This is a genomic window from Microbulbifer aggregans, assembly GCF_001750105.1.
Classification (GTDB): domain Bacteria; phylum Pseudomonadota; class Gammaproteobacteria; order Pseudomonadales; family Cellvibrionaceae; genus Microbulbifer; species Microbulbifer aggregans.
The window spans coordinates 1,540,001-1,558,430 of record NZ_CP014143.1; the positions used below are offsets into that span (position 1 = coordinate 1,540,001).

The window sequence follows — 18,430 nt, forward strand, 5'->3', positions numbered from 1 at the left end:
CTCCTCGAAAGCTATTTAGGTAGCGCCTCGCGTCTCACCCTCGGGGGTAGAGCACTGTTTGGGCTAGGGGGTCATCCCGACTTACCAACCCCATGCAAACTCCGAATACCGAGGAGTGCAATCGCGGGAGACACACGGCGGGTGCTAACGTCCGTCGTGGAAAGGGAAACAACCCAGACCGCCAGCTAAGGTCCCAAATACCAGTTAAGTGGGAAACGATGTGGGAAGGCCCAGACAGCTAGGAGGTTGGCTTAGAAGCAGCCATCCTTTAAAGAAAGCGTAATAGCTCACTAGTCGAGTCGGCCCGCGCGGAAGATATACCGGGGCTCAAACTGGTAACCGAAGCTGCGGATGCACTATGTGCATGGTAGAGGAGCGTTGTGTAAGCCGTTGAAGGTGGATCGGGAGGTCTGCTGGAGGTATCACAAGTGCGAATGCTGACATGAGTAACGACAAGGGGGGTGAAAAACCTCCCCGCCGGAAGACCAAGGGTTCCTGTCCAACGCTAATCGGGACAGGGTTAGTCGGCCCCTAAGGCGAGGGCGAAAGCCGTAGTCGATGGGAAACAGGTTAACATTCCTGTACTCGCTATTGCTGCGATGGAGTGACGGAGAAGGCTAGGCCAGCACGGCGATTGGTTGTCCGTGTTTAAGGTTGTAGGCTGGGGACTTAGGCAAATCCGGGTCCCTAAGGCCGAGAACTGATGACGAGTCTCTTTTAGAGACGAAGTGGTTGATGCCATGCTTCCAGGAAAAACTTCTAAGCTTCAGGCAATAGTGAACCGTACTCTAAACCGACACAGGTGGTCAGGTAGAGAATACCAAGGCGCTTGAGAGAACTCTGGTGAAGGAACTAGGCAAAATGGTACCGTAACTTCGGGAGAAGGTACGCCGGCTTTGGTGATGGGACTTGCTCCCTAAGCTGAGGCCGGTCGAAGTGACCAGGTGGCTGCGACTGTTTATTAAAAACATAGCACTCTGCAAACACGTAAGTGGACGTATAGGGTGTGACGCCTGCCCGGTGCCGGAAGGTTAATTGATGGGGTTAGCTTCGGCGAAGCTCTTGATCGAAGCCCCGGTAAACGGCGGCCGTAACTATAACGGTCCTAAGGTAGCGAAATTCCTTGTCGGGTAAGTTCCGACCTGCACGAATGGCGTAACGATGGCCACGCTGTCTCCACCAGAGACTCAGTGAAATTGAAATCGCTGTTAAGATGCAGTGTACCCGCGGCTAGACGGAAAGACCCCGTGAACCTTTACTACAGCTTTGCACTGAACTTTGAGCCTACTTGTGTAGGATAGGTGGGAGGCTTTGAAACTGTGACGCCAGTTGCAGTGGAGCCATCCTTGAAATACCACCCTGGTATGTTTGAGGTTCTAACCCAGGTCCGTTATCCGGATCGGGGACAGTGTATGGTGGGTAGTTTGACTGGGGCGGTCTCCTCCCAAAGAGTAACGGAGGAGTACGAAGGTGCACTCAGCATGGTCGGAAATCATGCAATGAGCATAATGGTATAAGTGCGCTTGACTGCGAGACAGACATGTCGAGCAGGTACGAAAGTAGGTCATAGTGATCCGGTGGTTCTGTATGGAAGGGCCATCGCTCAACGGATAAAAGGTACTCCGGGGATAACAGGCTGATACCGCCCAAGAGTTCACATCGACGGCGGTGTTTGGCACCTCGATGTCGGCTCATCACATCCTGGGGCTGAAGCCGGTCCCAAGGGTATGGCTGTTCGCCATTTAAAGTGGTACGCGAGCTGGGTTTAGAACGTCGTGAGACAGTTCGGTCCCTATCTGCCGTGGGCGTTGGAGATTTGAGAAGAGTTGCTCCTAGTACGAGAGGACCGGAGTGAACGAACCTCTGGTGTTCGGGTTGTCACGCCAGTGGCATTGCCCGGTAGCTATGTTCGGACGGGATAACCGCTGAAAGCATCTAAGCGGGAAGCCTCCTTCAAGATGAGATCTCCCTGGGACCTCGAGTCCCCTGAAGGGCCCTGGAAGACTACCAGGTTGATAGGCTGGGTGTGGAAGCGTTGTGAGGCGTTGAGCTAACCAGTACTAATTGCCCGTGAGGCTTGACCATACAACAGAGATGGTTACTAACGATTCGGATTGTGAATCCGAGAGACGCGCAAGAGCTCGAAAGAGATCGACTTGCGGTGTATTACTACAGAATGTTTCACCGACTTATTTGGGGTTACTGCAGATCGCAAGATCAGGCAAACGGCAGTAACAGGCAGCGCAGAGTCCACTAGAGAGACTCATAAGACCACGCCAACCCAAGCCAGTTTGCCTGACGACCATAGAGTTGTGGAACCACCTGATCCCTTGCCGAACTCAGAAGTGAAACGCAACATCGCCGATGGTAGTGTGGGGCTTCCCCATGTGAGAGTAGGTCATCGTCAGGCTTCAAATCCGAAAGGCCGTACAGGAAACTGTACGGCCTTTCTTCTTTTACGCCTGCCGATGACCTATTTTCGCTTCGCGAAAAGGTCATGGTGATTCGGGCTTTCAGCCCTCACCCTTCGGGCTGCCTACGGCAGTCCAAACGGCTAAGCCGTTTGTCAGGCTTCTAAATAAAAGAAAGGGCCACCCAATCGGGTGGCCCTTTTTATTTTGGATGCGATGAATTACTGCCACTACCTCGCAGCGCAACGCGCTGCCGTGTAGGTCAGCCGAGCGTGCAGTATTTGCGGACGCCGCGGAGGCTAAAGTCGTCGTGCCTTTGTTCTTTTACTCCTGGCGATGACCTGCGGCAGGTGATGGAGTGCCTCCATGTCCGTCACCCTTCCGGCCGCCTGAAGGTCGCCCCGTCATGGAGATTGCCGCTAACCTCCCGCTCCTGAAAACTTTCCGGAGCACGATTACTCTGATTCCTGCGGAATTTATCCATAACTCTCGATCCCGTATATGCGAGATCTATGGGCTGTCGGCTTGCGGGGATCCCCTTGCATGAGTCAGCGCTGCAGCGTATTTAGCTGACGCATTTTTCGCCTCCTTCGGGATCCGACGGCGTCACTCGCTATGGGGTAAGTTTCCAAGGGTTATGCACAGCTGTTTCCAGTATTTCTGTTGGTAATCAAAGAGCATCTTGTTTTGGCGTTTGGGTGAGGGCAATGACTGAAGTACTTTTCCACAGTCTGCAGATTGTCTGGGGATAATAGCTGGTTGTGGATACACGTCGACGCTAGAAAAATTCGATTTACTTCCCCTCAGGCGACATGCCAATTTTGCAATACTGTGTGGGCATACAGCTCTTTGCCAGTAGAACGTTGCCGGTGTTTTTTTGCGCGTGTCCGACAATGGCTGGTGGTAGCTGGCGCTCGAGGTGCTATCCCATGTTTATGCACAGCTCCTTCCAGTGAAACTGTGAGCAACTGGCTTTATGAATGGCTGTGGATGAAAACTGAAGTGCCTGAAGTCCATTGGCAGCTAATACCTACCGCTTCCGTGTTAATTGGTACTGGTCAAGGCTGATTCTGGCCGGCAAACCAATAATGCAAACTGCAAACTGCAAACTGTTAACGGGGGCTCTACAATGCGCCACTGTCTGGCGGTGTGTGAATCGCATGTATTTCAGCAGCCCGGAATAATCAACGAAGAGGTGTCCATGCAGAGAGTAGTGTCCGCATTGAGTAGTGATTTTTCTATGTCCCGCGTGGCAATGGGGCTTTGGCGGCTGGACAGCTGGCAGATGAGTCCGCAGGATCGTCTGGGGTTCGCGGAGGAGCTGTTGGATCTGGGCGTGTCCACCTTCGATCTCGCCGATATCTACGGGGACTACCAGTGCGAGTCTCTTTTTGGTGAGGCTCTGCGACTCAAGCCGGCTGTTCGTGAGCGGATGGAGATCGTGACCAAGTGCGGTATCAAGCTCTGTGGGAGCAACAATGCGTTTCGACTGAATCACTACGATTCCAGCGCAGACCATGTGCGCGCCTCCGTCGAAAACAGTCTGCGGAACCTGGGCACTGACTACGTGGACCTGCTGCTACTGCATCGCCCGGATCCTCTGCTGGATGCAGACGAGCTGGCCGGTGTGCTGGATAGTCTCGTTGCCGCCGGCAAGGTGAGGTCGGTAGGTGTTTCGAATTACCTGCCCCACCAGGTGGCGTTGCTGCAGTCCCGCCTGAAGACGCCGCTGGTTGCCAACCAGATTGAAGTCTCTCTCTTGCACAGTGCACCGATGTTTGATGGCCAGCTGGATCATTGCCAGCAAAATCGAATCCTGCCCATGGCCTGGTCGCCTTTTGCGGGAGGCGACCTTTTTACCGGTGGCGCGGAAACTGCGGCGAGGGTCCGCGATTGCATGGAATCCCTGCATGGGGAATTGGGAATGGATGCGCAGCAGATGGCACTGAGCTGGTTGTTGAGGCACCCCAGTCGTATGGTGCCAGTACTTGGTAGTGGCAACCTCGAACGCCTGAAAGGGGCTCTGACCGCGGTAGACAAGGAAATGCCGTTGGAACCCTGGTTTATGCTGCTGCGGGCTGCGCGCGGACGGGACGTCGACTGAGGTCAGGAGTCCCGGGCGTTATCGGGCACCAGATCGAATGTGGGCCTGCCGAGATCAAACTCCTCGAGCGGGGCCAGGTGAGTTGGCACTGTCACCAGACGCATGGGCTGCAGACCTCTGCAGTCCATGACCTGAATCGTTTCGCCCTGGACGCACTGGACCAGCTCTTCCAGATCGCTCATGGCGCTGGGGATCAACTTGCGGTAGTCCTGTGTTTCGCCCAGGCGGATAAAGCGGGATTCACCTTCCGCCTGTTCCACTCGCAACCAGGTGACGCCACGCGTCTGACCAGGTTCGCCGAGCAGGAGCGGGCCGCGGCTGTCCTCATAGATAGGACTCAAGTTGCCGTATTCCGCCGGATCTTCGATGTTGCCGACCCAAATCCAGCCGGACAGTCCGACTCGGCTCAGGTGCCATTCACTCAGCCAGACCGTGTGCTCATCATCCACACGCAGCTCCCCACATTCACGCTGTCCGTTGCCCTGGTCGAGGCTAATCTCGGCTTCGGGGTGGTCCCTGCGGAACTGGTGCAGCTGCTGCGTCATCTCGTAGTTCACTTGCCAGTGTTTTCGCAGTCGCCACTGAATCGGATAGGCACCCCACTCGACAAGATACTCCTGGCCCGGCTTGACGGTCTTCGCAACGCGCCAGAGTGAGCCATCAATCAGTATGCAGGTATCGCCCGGTTTACTTCCCGGCGCGATAATGCTGCAGTCCGGAGAAGGCTCCGACGCATTGACTACAAACTCATTGCGTCCCTCGATCACCTCGTACCAGGGGAATCCGTGGCGCAGGGGAGGGGGGAAGGCAAGTGCGGGTCGGCCGGCCAGCAGGCGTCGAAACAGGACTGATTTTTCAATTTCCAGGTCTGAGAGTTCGAAGCCTTCCTTCTGGGCGATCTGTCCCCAGGCGAAAGCCGCTCGAATCAGCTGTTTTTCGCGGTCAGAAAAGTTCATGGCTTTGGTCGCGTCAGGAGCAAAGCCAGACCTTACCACTGCACTGCCGCCTGTGCTAATCGCAGGTATCGGGACGGAGCAGGCCTTTTTTCGATAGACTGGAGCACCAGTAGGAATCTCAACAGGAGAAGTTGCTGATGGCAAAGGAATTGGCCAGAAATCGGGCGGGGGCCTGTGTTCTCAAACCGCTGATGTCACTTATCGTGGTGCTCTACTGCGGCTCTGTCGCCGCACAGGAGCCCGCGGCGGAGACTTGTTATCTGGACGGTTGGTCCCAACCGCTTCACTGCTACCAAGTTCCGGTAGAGCCGGGTGAGCAGCCGGTGAAACTGGCTGTCGCTGTAGCGCCGGCCGTCAATCCCGATGGCAGTGAACCACTCTACCTGCTCGCGGGTGGTCCAGGGCAGGCCGCATCTGACCTGGTGCCGCTGTTATCCAGTTTTACCAAGGTGAACCGCAATCGGGATATTGTCATGGTCGACCGGCGCGGTGCGGGACGGTCAGGGGCTTTTGAATGCGGAATCGAGGAAGATTTTCCAGCGGATCTCGATGCATTTGCTGCGTCGGTAGGTCAGTGTTATGAGGAGCAGCAGCAGCGTACCAACGGGCTCTACAGCCGGCAGACCGTCGATGATCTCGAGCTGGTGCGGGCCCATTTGGGTCACGGGAAAATCGCCCTTTGGGGAGGTTCCTGGGGAACGCGCACCGCGCTGCTTTACCAGCAATGGTATCCGGATTCCTTGAGTGCGCTGGTGCTGGATGCCGTTGCACCGATTGAGACAAAAGTTTTCCTGAGCGCACAAGCTGCCGAGCAGGCACTGCAGCAACTGCAGGATGCCTGTCTGGAGGATGTCAGTTGCGCTGGATTTGGAGACTGGCGGGCGGATCTCGACCGCCTGCTGGCCGAGTGGGAGCAGGGCGATTCGCGGCTGGCCGATCCGCTCAAGGGGATACCCGTGGAGCGACGGGTCCCGCGCTGGGAAGTGGCCAATGCCATCCGCGCGGCGCTCTATGATCCGGGTGCGGCGGCGCAGCTGCCCTATGTCATTCACCAGGCTGCCCGGGGAAATCTACTTCCCCTTTCGGGCCTTGCCAGCCTTTTCCTGCCTGCAAGTGACTCCATGTCAATGGGCCTGACCTTTTCCGTGGCCTGTGCGGAGGAGCTGAACCGCATCAGCACTGAGGAGATGGAAGCTGACAGCCGCGATACCTTCCTGGGGACGGGATTTATCGATCTGTTCGCCACCGGCTGCAGCGTCTGGCCGGTTGCGGAGCGCAGCTATCCCTCTCCGGAAGTTAGGGAGCACCCGGTGCTGCTGATCTCCGGCAGTGCGGATCCGATTACGCCGCCTTCATATGCGGATACCCGTCTCGACTATCTGAATCACAAGCAGCACCTGGTGGTTGAAGGTGGGGGTCATATCAACTCCCGACGCGGTTGCATTCCCACGCTGATCGCCGAGTTCCTGAACAGCCCGGCACAGCCGCTGGATACGCAATGCGTGAGTGAAATCCGTCGACCGCCGTTCATGGCTGACGCCTTTGGTCCGGCACTCGATGCTGCGCCGCTGGCCAATCTTGAGGGAAAAGCAAATGATTGAAGTGAGATCCCTACGCAAGGAATTTGCCGGGCGGCCGGTGCTGCGGGACCTGAGTTTTGACATTCCCGACGGCCGGATCACTGCACTGCTCGGTGCCAACGGTGCGGGCAAGACTACCTGTCTCCGTATTGTCACGGGGCTGTTGCGGGCCGATTCCGGACAGGTCCTCGTGGGGGGTATCGATGTGGCCTCCGAGCCTCTGGCGGTCAGGCGACAGCTGGGTGTTGTGGGTGACCGGGAGGGCCTGTACGAGCGACTATCGGTAAAAGAATATCTGACCCTGTTTGCACAGATGCAGGGACTGCGCGGCCGCGACCTCTCTCGCTCCCTGGAAGCCGTGCGCAGTGAGTTGGAGCTGGGGGACCTGTGGGCGCGGCGTACGGTCGGTTTCTCTCAGGGCGAGCGGATGAAGGTTTCCCTCGCGCGGGCCCTGGTACACCGGCCGCAACACCTGATCCTCGATGAGCCGACCCGGGGGCTGGATGTGCTCGCGGCGCGGCTGCTGCGACGCACCTTGCTGCGGTTGCGGGATGCCGGCACCACGATCGTATTTTCCAGTCATGTGATGTCCGAAGTGCTCGAGCTGTCGGACCGGGTTCTGATCATGGCTGATGGCCGCCTGGTTGGCGATGACGAGCCGCGCGCATTGATGGCGCGGAGTGGCTGCGACAACCTCGAGGACACTTTCGTGTCGCTGGCCTACGGTCAACAAACCGAATCACTGGAACAGGAGGTTCTGGCATGAGTGTATTCAGTCAGTGGTTGCAGGGCCCCATGGGAGCGCTGGTGTACAAAGAGCTGCTGGAAGCATGGCGTGATAAGCGGGCGCTGCTTACGGCGGTGACTTTTGCGCTGTTGTTCCCCGCCATGATTACCGGGGCGACCGTGTTCATGTTCAAGGTCAAATCGGAGAACGAATCCCGCGTGGCTCTCATCGGCGGTGATCGGCTTCCCCTGCTGGCACAGCAGTTGGCCGGGGAGCAGCTGTTGGTCGATGTGCTGCAGGAGGGCGAGCCCAGTGAACTGCTGGCGGGGGCATACGATCTGGTCTTGCAGGTGGGGGACGACTTTGCCAGCGAGTATCGCCAGTTCGGGATTCCGCAGCTTTACGTCTATCTGGACGGGGCGTCCAAGGATGCCAGCCGTGCGCGGCGTCAGTTGCAGGAGCGCCTTGCGCCCCTGCAGCAGCAGATTGTGCAGCAGCGCATGGTGGCTCGCGGTGTGGCGCCGCAATTGCTGGCGCCCTGGCGGCTTGAAATGCGGGATATCAGCACGCCATCGGACCGGGGTAAGTTGATTCTCGCCTCGGTGCCCGCCTTGTTGATCATGACACTCTTTGTTGCCAGCCTGGCCACCGCAGTGGACGCTTCCGCTGGGGAACGGGAGCGCCTGAGCCTCGAAAATCTTCTGTTGCAGCCCCTGCCTGCGTGGCAGGTGGTGCTGGCGAAGACGCTGGCCGTCGCCAGCCTGGGTTGGCTTGCAGGACTATTGTCAGTGTCTGCGCTGACGGCCCTGATGCCGCTGATGCCCATGGCGGAGCTGGGCATGCAGCAGTCCACCAGCTTTTCCGGCGTGGTGGCCATGGGACTGTTATTGATGCCTCTGGCACTCCTCGTTGCGGTCGTGCAACTCTTGTTGGCGCTGGGCTCAAAGTCTTTCAAGGATGCACAAATGCGCCTCAGTATCCTGCAGGTGGCACCGCTCTTCCTGTTGATGGCCCTGGATATGTCACAGGTGCAGCTGGATAAGCAGTTCTGGCAGTTGCTGCCGTTGGTAGGGCAACAGCAATGGCTGAAAGCTCTGCTGGTAGGCGACAGTGTTCCTGTGGCTGTCGTGCTGGCGGGCTCGATTGTCAGCCTGTTACTGGTTGCTGTGTTCATTGCTGTTGGAGCGCGAGCGCTACGCCGTGAAAGCCTGTTGGGGGCCACCTGACTATGAACCAACCGCAGGACCAGTGGCACGGACTCTGTGATGAGGGCTTGTTGCAGATCGACCTCGAGGGGATCGGTCGCAACTATGACCTGTTGCAGCGCAAGGTCGGTTCAGTGGAGCGTTGCGGCGCCGTGGTGAAGGCGGATGCCTATGGCCTCGGGGTTCGTCGCGTAGCCCCGGTACTGTGGGCCAGGGGATGCCGTCACTTCTTTGTCGCCACCCTGGAGGAGGGGGCTGTTCTCCGCCAGCAGCTGGGTGACGAGGCTGAAATCGTTGTGCTCACCGGAATCCGTCCGGGCACCGAATGGGACTGTCTGCAAGCCGGCCTTGTGCCAACGATCTTTACCACCAGCCAACTGCGAGCCTGGGCCGACACCCAGGAAAAGAGCGGCCGAGCGGCCCGCTGTGCACTCAAAGTCGATACCGGCATGACCCGGCTGGGTATGGGTGCCGATGAGTACGATCTGCTGCTGCGCGATCCCGGCCTGCTGGCGGCTGCGCAGGTGGATCTTCTGATGAGTCATCTGGCCTGCGCCGATGAGCCCGGACACCCGCAAAACCGGCTGCAACTCGACGCATTCCGGCGGGCGGGGGATCGCCTGAAACGGGTGTTGCCCTCTGTACGACAGAGTCTCGCCAACTCGTCAGGAGTTTTTCTGGATAAGGCCTACCATTTCGACCTCGCGCGCCCCGGTTGCGCGCTCTATGGCGTCAATCCAACGCCGGGCACGCCCAACCCGATGTCTGCGGTGGTCACGCTGGAATTGCCGGTGATTCAGATCCGTGAGGTGACTCGGGATTGTCAGGTCGGTTACGGGGCTACGCAGACCGCCGTGGCCGGATCCTGGTTGGCAGTGGCCCGCGGCGGTTATGCCGACGGCGTATTGCGGGCCCAGGGCGGGCGCGGTTGCGGCTGGGCGCACGGGCAACGTCTGCCCATGGTTGGCCGGGTCTCTATGGACAGCGCGACGTACGATATTACCGGGCTCTCGTCGGGCCAGCGCGCGTCGCTGGATCATATCCAACTGCTGAATCGTTATCTCACCGTGGACGAGGTGGCCGAATACGCCGGAACGATCGGTTATGAAATCCTGACCAGTCTGGGCCGCCGTTACCGGCGCCAGTATCTGGAATCCACCGCTGAACCTACAGATCATGAGTAAAAGCCCTCTGGCCTCCCTGCGCCCTTTGCTCGAGTTGCTCGCCGACGGCGAGCTGCATTCCGGTGAATCCCTCGGTGCCGCACTCGGTGTCTCGCGCGCGGCCGTATGGAAGCAGCTGCATAAGCTGGAGCAACTGGGGCTGCCGGTGGAGTCCGAGAAAGGCAGGGGTTATCGGCTTCAGGGCGGGCTGGATTTACTCTCCCCCGACGAAATTTTGTCTCGCATGAGTGCGTCCGGAAAGAGTCTGCTCGGTGAGCTGCAGGTTCTTGAACAGGTGGATTCCACCAATGCACGGGTGCTTGAGTGTATGGATGCCGGCACAGGTCACGGTCTGGTGATGCTGGCCGAGCAGCAGACTGCCGGCAGGGGCCGGCGGGGACGGCAGTGGTTGAGCCCCTTTGCGGCAGGTATCACCCTGTCGATCGGCTGGCAGTTCCAGGGCGGCGTACAGCTGCTGGAGGGGCTCAGTCTGGCTGTCGGGGTAGCGCTCGCGCGGGCGCTCGATCGCTTCGATGTGCCGGATGTTCGACTGAAATGGCCCAATGACGTCTGGTGCCAGGGACGGAAGCTTGCTGGCGTACTGCTCGAACTCAGCGGAGATCTGACCGACCGCTGTGGTGTGGTCGTGGGGGTGGGCCTCAATGTGGGGCTACCGGAGGAGCTCGGGCAGAGCATCGGGCAGCCCTGGATTGATTTGACCTCCGTGCGCCCCGGCGTGATACGCAACCAGCTTACTGCCGCGATGCTGGAGGAGCTGCTGGCCGTACTCGATGAGTACCCCCGCAGCGGTTTTGGCGCGTACCGCGCTGCCTGGTCCCGGCTCGATCAGTTTGCTGGGCGCGAGGTTACCGTGCATACCGGGCCACGGGAGTGGCACGGTTTCAACCGCGGCGTCGATGAGAGCGGTGCACTGTTGTTGGAGATCGATGGGGAGCTACGCCGTTTTCATGGCGGTGAAGTGTCCCTTCGTGGTCGGGAGCTCGGGCAATGATTCTCGAAGTCGACCTCGGCAACACCCGCTGTAAATGGCGCCTGCTGGGCTCGGGTGCGCCGGTGTGCGGGGTGGTGGAGACTGCCAGCCTGAGAAGAGGTGTGCCACCGGAAACCTGGCCGGCGTTCCCCGTCACTCGGGTGCGGGCGGCCAACGTGGCTGGAGTTGAAGCGGCGGAGGGTCTTGCGAACGTCGTTAAGGCGCTCGGCTGGGGCCGCGTGGAGTTTGCCCGTGTCGAGCGGTTGTGTGCCGGGGTTACCTGCGGTTATCGGGACTTGTCTCGGCTGGGGGTGGATCGCTGGCTGGCGGTCCTCGGTGCGCACCGACACTTTGCCCGCCCCTGTCTGGTAGCCGACTGCGGCAGTGCGGTGACACTGGACTTGCTGGGGGCTGGCGGGCGGCACCTCGGCGGCTATATAGTCCCGGGGCTGGCGCTGATGCGTCGCGCGCTGTTTCGTGACACGGATGCGGTCAAGGTTCCGGACACTGTCGAGCCGGGGATGAGCCTGGTTGCCGGAAGGGATACTGACGAGGCGGTCAACCGGGGGCTGGTACTAATGGTCCTTGGTGCGATTGAGGAAGCCATGAAGACCCTCGCTGCAGAGGCGCCGTCGCCGCTGCTGGTGGTGACCGGTGGCGATGGCCCGATATTGGCGTCGCTGGCGGAACACGCGACCGAACTCGTGCCCGACCTGGTGCTGGACGGCCTGGCCCTCAGCAACCCTTAAATAACATTCGGATGGGGATTCCTCCTTCAAACTGCTTATGCGCTGGATAGTTCTCGCTCTTCTTATCGCAAATCTGGCTGGTTTTGCCTGGTTTCGCTTCTTTGCCGAACCGGCCGTTGAAACGCAATCTGTCGGGCCTGCTGTGGAGCCCGAGGGCGCCCGGATTGACCTGGTGCAGGAAGTCCCGCCCGGCGCGCTGGCTGCTCAGGAGCCGAAGTCTGCGCCGGTACGCCAGTCAGTTGGCAAGCGTGCGGTGAGGGAGCAGTCGCTGTGCACCATTATTGGCCCTGTAGCCGAGGCCTACCAGGGTGAGGATATCGTCGAGCGGCTCGCGGCCCTGCAGGTTTCTGCGGAGTTGCGGGAAATCGAGATGGAGGGCCAGATGCGCTACTGGGTCTATCTGGCCCCGCTCGGCACCCGTCGCGAGGCGTTCCGCCGGCTGCGGGAACTTCAGGCGGAAGGCGTTGATAGCTACGTGATACCCAAGGGCTCGCTTACCAATGGCATTTCCTTCGGTATTTTTTCGGAGCCGGACCGGGCTGAAGCCCTCGCGACGGAGCTGCAGGAGCGAGGATATCCGGCGCAAACCCGCGAAGAGCCCCGGACTTATCTCGAGCGCTGGGTCGTGCTTGCCACCGGTGGCGAGGGGCAACTGGCTGACGCCTTCTGGGAACAGCTCCAGCTCGATTATCCGGATATGGATCGCAAGCAAAATCTCTGTCAGGAGCTAGAGTCAGACTAGGGAGGCAGTAATCCGCCAGTTGGGAAGATTCTGCGGGCCGAAAAAAGTGCTTCTGAAACAGTTGCTTGTCAAAGGAAGTTCCCCTAGAATCCCGCCCTCACTTGAGGTGGTCGACATTCGACGCTTCGGTGAAAGAGACGAAGCTGGCGTAGCTCAGTTGGTAGAGCAGCTGACTTGTAATCAGCCGGTCGGGGGTTCGACTCCTCTCGCCAGCTCCATTTTTTGTCTCTGTGGTGTCACCTTAAGTTTTGCGGCTAAGTCTGTGAAATTTAAAGAAAAAGTGTTGACATTGCGGCGGTCGATGTAGAGAATGCACACCGCTTTCAGCAGGGGTTCCCGAGTGGCCAAAGGGATCAGACTGTAAATCTGACGCGAAAGCTTCGGTGGTTCGAATCCACCCCCCTGCACCATTTTGAGATGCCTTTTAGGTGTCGCCAGCGGAAGGTTAGTTGTGAGGCCTTTTGCCTGGAGCTCCCGCATGCGGGCATAGTTCAATGGTAGAACCTCAGCCTTCCAAGCTGATGATGCGGGTTCGATTCCCGCTGCCCGCTCCACGCTTTATTGGTGTGAGTGTTGTGGGAAAAGTCGCCAGGAAGGCGGCTTGATGACCGGCGATGCCGGTTGTCGATCCTTCTCCCCTGTGGGGAGGTTGGATGTGGCAGTAATATGCTCATGTAGCTCAGGGGTAGAGCACACCCTTGGTAAGGGTGAGGTCGGCGGTTCAAATCCGCCCATGAGCTCCATTTTTCGATGGCCGCGGGGGCAGGTGTCTCTGCGGCTATTTGTATCCGGGTGTTGCGTTTCTGGTGCCCGGTTCGGCGGGTTCTGCGAATAGGTGTCGCCCCGGCGGGCCTATCTTTAGGAGGCTAGCAATGTCAAAAGAAAAGTTTGAACGTTCCAAGCCCCACGTGAACGTGGGCACCATCGGTCACGTTGACCACGGTAAAACCACCCTGACCGCTGCTCTGACTCGCGTATGCGCTGAAGTCTGGGGCGGTGCTGCCGTTGCTTTCGACGGTATCGACAATGCTCCGGAAGAGCGTGAGCGTGGTATCACCATCGCTACCTCCCACGTTGAATACGAGTCCCCGACCCGTCACTACGCGCACGTTGACTGCCCGGGACACGCTGACTACGTGAAGAACATGATCACCGGTGCTGCTCAGATGGATGGCGCTATTCTGGTATGTTCCGCTGCTGACGGCCCCATGCCGCAGACTCGCGAGCACATCCTGCTGTCCCGTCAGGTAGGTGTACCTTACATCGTGGTATTCCTGAACAAGGCTGACATGGTCGACGACGAAGAGCTGCTCGAGCTGGTAGAAATGGAAGTTCGCGAACTTCTGGACCAGTACGAGTTCCCGGGTGACGACACTCCGATCATCGTTGGTTCCGCTCTGATGGCCCTGAACGGCGAAGACGACAACGAGATGGGTACCACCGCTGTTAAGAAGCTGGTTGAAACCCTGGACGAGTACATCCCGGAGCCGGAGCGTGCGGTAGACCAGCCGTTCCTGATGCCGATCGAAGACGTATTCTCCATCTCCGGTCGCGGTACCGTAGTAACCGGTCGTGTTGAGCGTGGCATCCTGAAGACTGGCGACGAGATCGAGATCGTTGGTATCAAGGAAACCACCAAGACCACCTGTACTGGTGTTGAAATGTTCCGCAAGCTGCTGGACGAAGGCCGTGCTGGTGAGAACATTGGTGCGCTGCTGCGTGGCACCAAGCGTGACGAAGTAGAGCGTGGTCAGGTTCTGGCTCAGCCGGGTTCTATCACTCCGCACACCAAGTTCGAGTCTGAGGTTTACGTGCTGTCCAAGGACGAAGGTGGTCGTCACACTCCGTTCTTCAAGGGCTACCGTCCGCAGTTCTACTTCCGTACCACCGACGTAACTGGTGACGTACAGCTGCCGGAAGGTACCGAGATGGTAATGCCGGGCGACAACGTACAGATGACTGTCACCCTGATCGCTCCGATCGCCATGGAAGAAGGTCTGCGCTTCGCGATTCGTGAAGGCGGCCGTACCGTAGGCGCCGGCGTGGTAGCCAAGATCATCGAGTAATCGGTGGTTTGTAAGGTGTCTCGCTGGTCAATCGGTGGGGCGCCTTTGCCAAACCGAGGGGAGGGTGCTAAGATCCGCCCCCTCGTTTTTCAGGTGCCGCGGCACCTGTGAGTGTTTCTAGGCCAGTAGTTCAATTGGTAGAGCACCGGTCTCCAAAACCGGCTGTTGGGGGTTCGAGTCCCTCCTGGCCTGCCAACTTTTCAATCGCCCCGCCTTGATGAGTGCCTGAGGGCGTCACAAGCCTCCAGTCAGTAAGTGGGGCGTGTGTTGTAAGCGCTAAGGGCTTCTTTGTATGAATGCTAAAGTAGAGGCGAAAACCTTTCGTCTTGACGGCCTGAAGTGGCTGCTGGTGGTTCTGCTTGTCGGTGCCGCCGTAGCGGGTAACTCCTACTACGCTGAATTCCCTCTGTTGTACCGCGTGCTGGCGATTGTGGCCCTGTGCCTTGTTGCGCTCGTGGTGGCGGTAAATACCGCCAAGGGTGACGCGCTCTGGAATCTGCTGCGTGAAGCGCAGACCGAAGTGCGCCGGGTGGTATGGCCTACCCGTCAGGAAGCAACTCAGACTACTGCGATCGTAGTGGTCTTCGTACTGATCATGGCGCTGATTCTCTGGGCGCTTGACTCTGCCCTTGGGTGGGTGGCCTCCAAGATCATCGGCTGAAGGATGACGCATGTCTAAGCATTGGTACGTAGTGCAGGCCTATTCTGGCTATGAGAAGCGCGTCGCATCTTCCCTGAAGGAGCGCATCGAGCTGCACGAAATGGACCACCTGTTTGGTGAGGTCCTGGTGCCCACTGAGGAAGTAGTGGAAATGCGCGCCGGCCAGAAGCGCAAAAGTGAGCGCAAGTTCTTCCCCGGTTATGTGCTGGTGGAAATGGAGCTCAACGACGATACCTGGCACCTGGTGAAAGAGACTCCTAGGGTGCTGGGTTTCATCGGTGGCAAGGCGGATAAGCCGGCACCGATTACGGATCGCGAGGCTCAGGCAATCCTGAACCGGATCGATGATTCGGTCGACAAGCCCAAGCCCAAGACGCTGTTTGAACCCGGTGAGATGGTTCGGGTTATCGACGGTCCGTTTAATGATTTCAATGGTGTGGTTGAAGAAGTCAACTATGAGAAGAGTCGCCTGCGGGTGGCTGTGTTGATCTTCGGTCGTTCCACGCCGGTAGAATTGGAGTTCAGTCAGGTCGAGAAGACCTGATCGTGAGCTGAAGGATTCGGCCCTCTCCTGCTTCTTGTGGGGGAGGGCTTTCGCGTCCCTGAAAGATGCTGCCTGGGCAGTCACGTCAGGGTGAGAGGGGAGCCGTGCGTTGTGGCCTTCTGGCTGTTCAGTGCAGGCGCTAACACCCAAACTGAGAGGAAGCTGTAATGGCTAAGAAAGTAGAAGCTTACATCAAGCTGCAAGTTAAGGCCGGTCAGGCCAACCCGAGTCCGCCCGTTGGTCCCGCGCTGGGTCAGCACGGTGTGAACATCATGGAGTTCTGTAAGGCGTTCAACGCACAGACCCAGAATCTGGAGCCGGGCCTGCCGGTACCGGTTGTGATCTCTGTATACAGCGATCGCTCCTTCACCTTCATCATGAAGTCTCCGCCTGCCGCCGTACTGCTGCGCAAGGCTGCCAAGATCAAGAGCGGTTCTGGTCGTCCGAACACTGAAAAAGTGGGCAAGGTTACCCGCGCTCAGATCGAAGAGATCGTGGAAATGAAGAAGGCGGACCTGACTGCTTCTGATATGGATGCGGCCGTCCGCACTATCGCCGGTTCCGCTCGCAGTGCTGGTATCGAAGTGGAGGGCGTGTAAGTGGCCAAACTGAGCAAGCGTCAGCGCGCTATCGCTGAGAAAGTTGAAGCAGGTAAGGCCTACGGTATCGAAGACGCCGTTGCCCTGCTGAAAGAGCTGTCCAACGTCAAGTTTGCCGAGACTGTCGATGCTTCCGTAAACCTGGGCATCGATCCGCGTAAATCCGACCAGGCTGTTCGTGGCGCCACTACCCTGCCGCACGGCACCGGTAAAGATGTGCGCGTTGCCGTATTTACCCAGGGTGCTAACGCCGACGCCGCCAAGGAAGCTGGTGCTGACCTGGTAGGCATGGACGAGCTGGCTGCTGATGTTAAAGCTGGCAAGATGGATTTCGACGTGGTGATCGCCTCTCCGGACGCCATGCGTGTCGTCGGTCAGTTGGGCCAGATCCTCGGTCCGCGCGGCCTGATGCCGAACCCGAAAACCGGTACCGTGACTCCCGACGTTGCGACTGCGGTCAAGAATGCCAAAGCTGGTCAGGTGCGCTTCCGCGCTGACAAGGGCGGCATCATCCACGGCGGTATCGGCAAGGTGAGCTTCGACGCGAAAGCGCTGAAAGAAAACCTGGAAGCCCTGATTGCAGACCTGAAAAAGGTTAAGCCGGCTTCCGCGAAGGGTGTTTACCTGAAGAAGGTTACCCTGAGCACTACCATGGGCCCGGGTCTGACCATCGACCAGGCCTCCCTGGATATCAAGTAACAGATATCCGGTTAACCGAACTTTGGGGTCCACCTGAATGCCTCGGCAGGAAGGTGGGCCGTCAAAGACCGTAGGTGTTGCAGGGGTTTGAGGTTTAAACCGCTGCAGCTTAATCCGGACTTGGGCCAGGTTGGCCCGTAACAGCTCCGAGCCTACGCAGACGGTGTCGCCCAAACCAGTATTTTTACTGGATTTGAGCTTTATGCACCGGAACGGATCGGGACTTATTGCCCCGGTCTTTTTTCAAATCCAGGAGTGACACTATGGCTATTGGACTCGAAGACAAGAAAGCGATTGTCGCAGAAGTCCAGCAAGCTGCTTCGAGCGCTCTGTCAGCGGTAGTTGCGGATTCCCGCGGCGTTACCGTAAATGACATGACCGCTCTGCGCAAAGAGGCGCGCGACAACGGCGTTTGGTTGAAAGTCGTTCGCAACACTCTGGCGCGTCGCGCTCTGGCAGGTACCGAGTACGAATGTCTCATTGAGAAGTTCGTCGGTCCCAGCATCATTGCCTTTTCCAACGAACACCCGGGTGCCGGTGCGCGCATCCTCAAGGAGTTCGCCAAGGGTAACGACAAGCTGGAACTGAAAGGTGCCGCCTTCGAAGGCGCGGTCACCGACGTCGCACTGTTGGCAAGCCTGCCGACTTACGACGAGGCGATCGCCAAGCTGATGAGCGTTATGAAAGAAGCATCTGCTGGCAAGCTGGTTCGCACTATTGCGGCCATTCGCGACCAGAAAGAGCAAGAAGCTGCTTAATTACTTCGCAAGTCGAAGTCGCAGTTTTCAAAACTTATTTGAGCAGTTGACTGCTCACACAAATCAGGTACTGACTCATGTCTCTGACTAAAGAAGATATCATCAATGCTGTTGCCGAAATGTCTGTTAAGGACGTTGTCGAGCTGATCGAAGCAATGGAAGAGAAGTTCGGCGTAACTGCAGCGGCTGCAGTTATGGCTGGTCCGGCTGGCGGCGAAGCTGCTGCTGAAGAGAAGGACTCTTTCGACGTAGTTCTGACTTCTGCCGGCGACAAGAAAGTAAACGTGATCAAGGTTGTTCGCGGCATCACCGGCCTGGGCCTGAAAGAAGCCAAGGCACTGGTAGACGGCGCTCCGAGCCCGCTGAAGGAAGGCGCTACCAAGGATGAAGCCGAGGACGCCAAGAAGCAGCTGGAAGAAGCTGGCGCAACTGTAGAGCTGAAGTAATTCGGTTGTTGCGACTCTCCGCTGTCCGT

General features: G+C 58.4%; 16 protein-coding genes, 5 tRNA genes and 2 rRNA genes (1 of these 23 only partly in view). 22 read left to right on the forward strand and 1 reads right to left on the reverse strand.

Annotated elements, in window-relative coordinates:
• The 3 genes from AUP74_RS06670 to AUP74_RS06680 all read left to right on the forward strand — a co-directional run.
• Positions 1 to 2,085 (forward strand): 23S ribosomal RNA (locus AUP74_RS06670) (it extends 794 nt beyond the left edge of the window).
• Positions 2,086 to 2,294: 209 nt separating this feature from the next.
• Positions 2,295 to 2,410, forward strand: a 5S ribosomal RNA gene (rrf, locus tag AUP74_RS06675).
• Between the two features lie 1,202 nt (positions 2,411 to 3,612).
• Positions 3,613 to 4,515, forward strand: coding sequence for an aldo/keto reductase (locus tag AUP74_RS06680; RefSeq protein WP_069948744.1), 903 nt, complete (start codon positions 3,613 to 3,615; stop codon positions 4,513 to 4,515).
• Between the two features lie 2 nt (positions 4,516 to 4,517).
• On the opposite strand, the gene AUP74_RS06685 is transcribed toward AUP74_RS06680, so the two are convergent.
• A complete protein-coding gene (locus AUP74_RS06685) occupies positions 4,518 to 5,471 on the reverse strand; it encodes a hypothetical protein (RefSeq protein WP_069946903.1) in 954 nt (317 codons plus the stop codon).
• 137 nt (positions 5,472 to 5,608) lie between these two features.
• Between AUP74_RS06685 and AUP74_RS06690 the strand changes: the two genes are divergently transcribed.
• The 19 genes from AUP74_RS06690 to rplL all read left to right on the forward strand — a co-directional run bounded on the left by AUP74_RS06690 (position 5,609) and on the right by rplL (position 18,401).
• Entirely contained in the window at positions 5,609 to 7,072 is a 1,464-nt protein-coding gene (locus AUP74_RS06690) for an alpha/beta hydrolase (RefSeq protein ID WP_083260858.1), read from the forward strand.
• The gene (locus AUP74_RS06695) at positions 7,065 to 7,817 is read left to right on the forward strand and encodes an ABC transporter ATP-binding protein (RefSeq protein WP_069946904.1); all 753 of its coding nucleotides are present in this window, start codon (positions 7,065 to 7,067) and stop codon (positions 7,815 to 7,817) included. The genes AUP74_RS06690 and AUP74_RS06695 overlap by 8 nt, the downstream gene beginning before the upstream one ends.
• Positions 7,814 to 9,004, forward strand: a complete 1,191-nt coding sequence (locus AUP74_RS06700; RefSeq protein WP_069946905.1) for an ABC transporter permease — start codon at positions 7,814 to 7,816, stop codon at positions 9,002 to 9,004. The genes AUP74_RS06695 and AUP74_RS06700 overlap by 4 nt, the downstream gene beginning before the upstream one ends.
• A 2-nt stretch (positions 9,005 to 9,006) precedes the next feature.
• Entirely contained in the window at positions 9,007 to 10,167 is a 1,161-nt protein-coding gene (gene alr / locus AUP74_RS06705; protein ID WP_069946906.1) for an alanine racemase, read from the forward strand.
• Positions 10,160 to 11,158, forward strand: coding sequence for a bifunctional biotin--[acetyl-CoA-carboxylase] ligase/biotin operon repressor BirA (birA, locus tag AUP74_RS06710; protein ID WP_069946907.1), 999 nt, complete (start codon positions 10,160 to 10,162; stop codon positions 11,156 to 11,158). The genes alr and birA overlap by 8 nt, the downstream gene beginning before the upstream one ends.
• Positions 11,155 to 11,886 (forward strand): type III pantothenate kinase, encoded by a 732-nt coding sequence (locus AUP74_RS06715; RefSeq protein WP_069946908.1) that lies wholly within the window; start codon positions 11,155 to 11,157, stop codon positions 11,884 to 11,886. The genes birA and AUP74_RS06715 overlap by 4 nt, the downstream gene beginning before the upstream one ends.
• Before the next feature lie 37 nt (positions 11,887 to 11,923).
• Complete coding sequence (locus tag AUP74_RS06720) at positions 11,924 to 12,628, forward strand: SPOR domain-containing protein (RefSeq protein ID WP_069946909.1); 705 nt, start codon at positions 11,924 to 11,926, stop codon at positions 12,626 to 12,628.
• Between the two features lie 142 nt (positions 12,629 to 12,770).
• Positions 12,771 to 12,846: transfer RNA gene (locus tag AUP74_RS06725), tRNA-Thr, on the forward strand.
• Between the two features lie 108 nt (positions 12,847 to 12,954).
• Positions 12,955 to 13,038, forward strand: a tRNA-Tyr gene (locus AUP74_RS06730).
• A gap of 70 nt (positions 13,039 to 13,108) precedes the next feature.
• Positions 13,109 to 13,182: transfer RNA gene (locus tag AUP74_RS06735), tRNA-Gly, on the forward strand.
• Positions 13,183 to 13,296: 114 nt separating this feature from the next.
• Positions 13,297 to 13,371: transfer RNA gene (locus AUP74_RS06740), tRNA-Thr, on the forward strand.
• 129 nt (positions 13,372 to 13,500) lie between these two features.
• Entirely contained in the window at positions 13,501 to 14,694 is a 1,194-nt protein-coding gene (gene tuf / locus AUP74_RS06745; protein ID WP_069946910.1) for an elongation factor Tu, read from the forward strand.
• Positions 14,695 to 14,813: 119 nt separating this feature from the next.
• A tRNA-Trp gene (locus AUP74_RS06750) sits at positions 14,814 to 14,889 on the forward strand.
• Positions 14,890 to 14,986: 97 nt separating this feature from the next.
• Positions 14,987 to 15,355: a preprotein translocase subunit SecE gene (gene secE / locus AUP74_RS06755; RefSeq protein WP_069946911.1), complete on the forward strand. Its 369-nt coding sequence runs from the start codon at positions 14,987 to 14,989 to the stop codon at positions 15,353 to 15,355.
• A 10-nt stretch (positions 15,356 to 15,365) separates the two neighbouring features.
• Positions 15,366 to 15,899 carry a transcription termination/antitermination protein NusG gene (gene nusG / locus AUP74_RS06760; RefSeq protein ID WP_069946912.1) on the forward strand — a complete coding sequence of 178 codons (534 nt, stop codon included), beginning with the start codon at positions 15,366 to 15,368 and terminating at the stop codon, positions 15,897 to 15,899.
• 167 nt (positions 15,900 to 16,066) lie between these two features.
• Positions 16,067 to 16,498, forward strand: coding sequence for a 50S ribosomal protein L11 (rplK, locus tag AUP74_RS06765; RefSeq protein WP_069946913.1), 432 nt, complete (start codon positions 16,067 to 16,069; stop codon positions 16,496 to 16,498).
• Positions 16,499 to 17,197 (forward strand): 50S ribosomal protein L1, encoded by a 699-nt coding sequence (gene rplA / locus AUP74_RS06770; RefSeq protein ID WP_069946914.1) that lies wholly within the window; start codon positions 16,499 to 16,501, stop codon positions 17,195 to 17,197.
• Between the two features lie 263 nt (positions 17,198 to 17,460).
• Complete coding sequence (gene rplJ, locus AUP74_RS06775; protein ID WP_069946915.1) at positions 17,461 to 17,955, forward strand: 50S ribosomal protein L10; 495 nt, start codon at positions 17,461 to 17,463, stop codon at positions 17,953 to 17,955.
• 77 nt (positions 17,956 to 18,032) lie between these two features.
• Positions 18,033 to 18,401, forward strand: coding sequence for a 50S ribosomal protein L7/L12 (gene rplL / locus AUP74_RS06780; RefSeq protein ID WP_069946916.1), 369 nt, complete (start codon positions 18,033 to 18,035; stop codon positions 18,399 to 18,401).
• Positions 18,402 to 18,430 lie beyond the last annotated feature (29 nt).

Bases quoted from the DNA above. Each gene is read 5' to 3' on its own strand.
- AUP74_RS06690 (WP_083260858.1), top strand. From the start codon at position 5,609: ATGGCAAAGGAATTGGCCAGAAATCGGGCGGGGGCCTGTGTTCTCAAA.
- rplJ (WP_069946915.1), top strand. From the start codon at position 17,461: ATGGCTATTGGACTCGAAGACAAGAAAGCGATTGTCGCAGAAGTCCAG.
- AUP74_RS06680 (WP_069948744.1), top strand. From the start codon at position 3,613: ATGCAGAGAGTAGTGTCCGCATTGAGTAGTGATTTTTCTATGTCCCGC.
- secE (WP_069946911.1), top strand. From the start codon at position 14,987: ATGAATGCTAAAGTAGAGGCGAAAACCTTTCGTCTTGACGGCCTGAAG.
- AUP74_RS06700 (WP_069946905.1), top strand. From the start codon at position 7,814: ATGAGTGTATTCAGTCAGTGGTTGCAGGGCCCCATGGGAGCGCTGGTG.
- AUP74_RS06720 (WP_069946909.1), top strand. From the start codon at position 11,924: ATGCGCTGGATAGTTCTCGCTCTTCTTATCGCAAATCTGGCTGGTTTT.
- birA (WP_069946907.1), top strand. From the start codon at position 10,160: ATGAGTAAAAGCCCTCTGGCCTCCCTGCGCCCTTTGCTCGAGTTGCTC.
- AUP74_RS06695 (WP_069946904.1), top strand. From the start codon at position 7,065: ATGATTGAAGTGAGATCCCTACGCAAGGAATTTGCCGGGCGGCCGGTG.
- tuf (WP_069946910.1), top strand. From the start codon at position 13,501: ATGTCAAAAGAAAAGTTTGAACGTTCCAAGCCCCACGTGAACGTGGGC.
- rplL (WP_069946916.1), top strand. From the start codon at position 18,033: ATGTCTCTGACTAAAGAAGATATCATCAATGCTGTTGCCGAAATGTCT.
- rplK (WP_069946913.1), top strand. From the start codon at position 16,067: ATGGCTAAGAAAGTAGAAGCTTACATCAAGCTGCAAGTTAAGGCCGGT.
- nusG (WP_069946912.1), top strand. From the start codon at position 15,366: ATGTCTAAGCATTGGTACGTAGTGCAGGCCTATTCTGGCTATGAGAAG.
- AUP74_RS06685 (WP_069946903.1), bottom strand. From the start codon at position 5,471: ATGAACTTTTCTGACCGCGAAAAACAGCTGATTCGAGCGGCTTTCGCC.
- alr (WP_069946906.1), top strand. From the start codon at position 9,007: ATGAACCAACCGCAGGACCAGTGGCACGGACTCTGTGATGAGGGCTTG.
- AUP74_RS06715 (WP_069946908.1), top strand. From the start codon at position 11,155: ATGATTCTCGAAGTCGACCTCGGCAACACCCGCTGTAAATGGCGCCTG.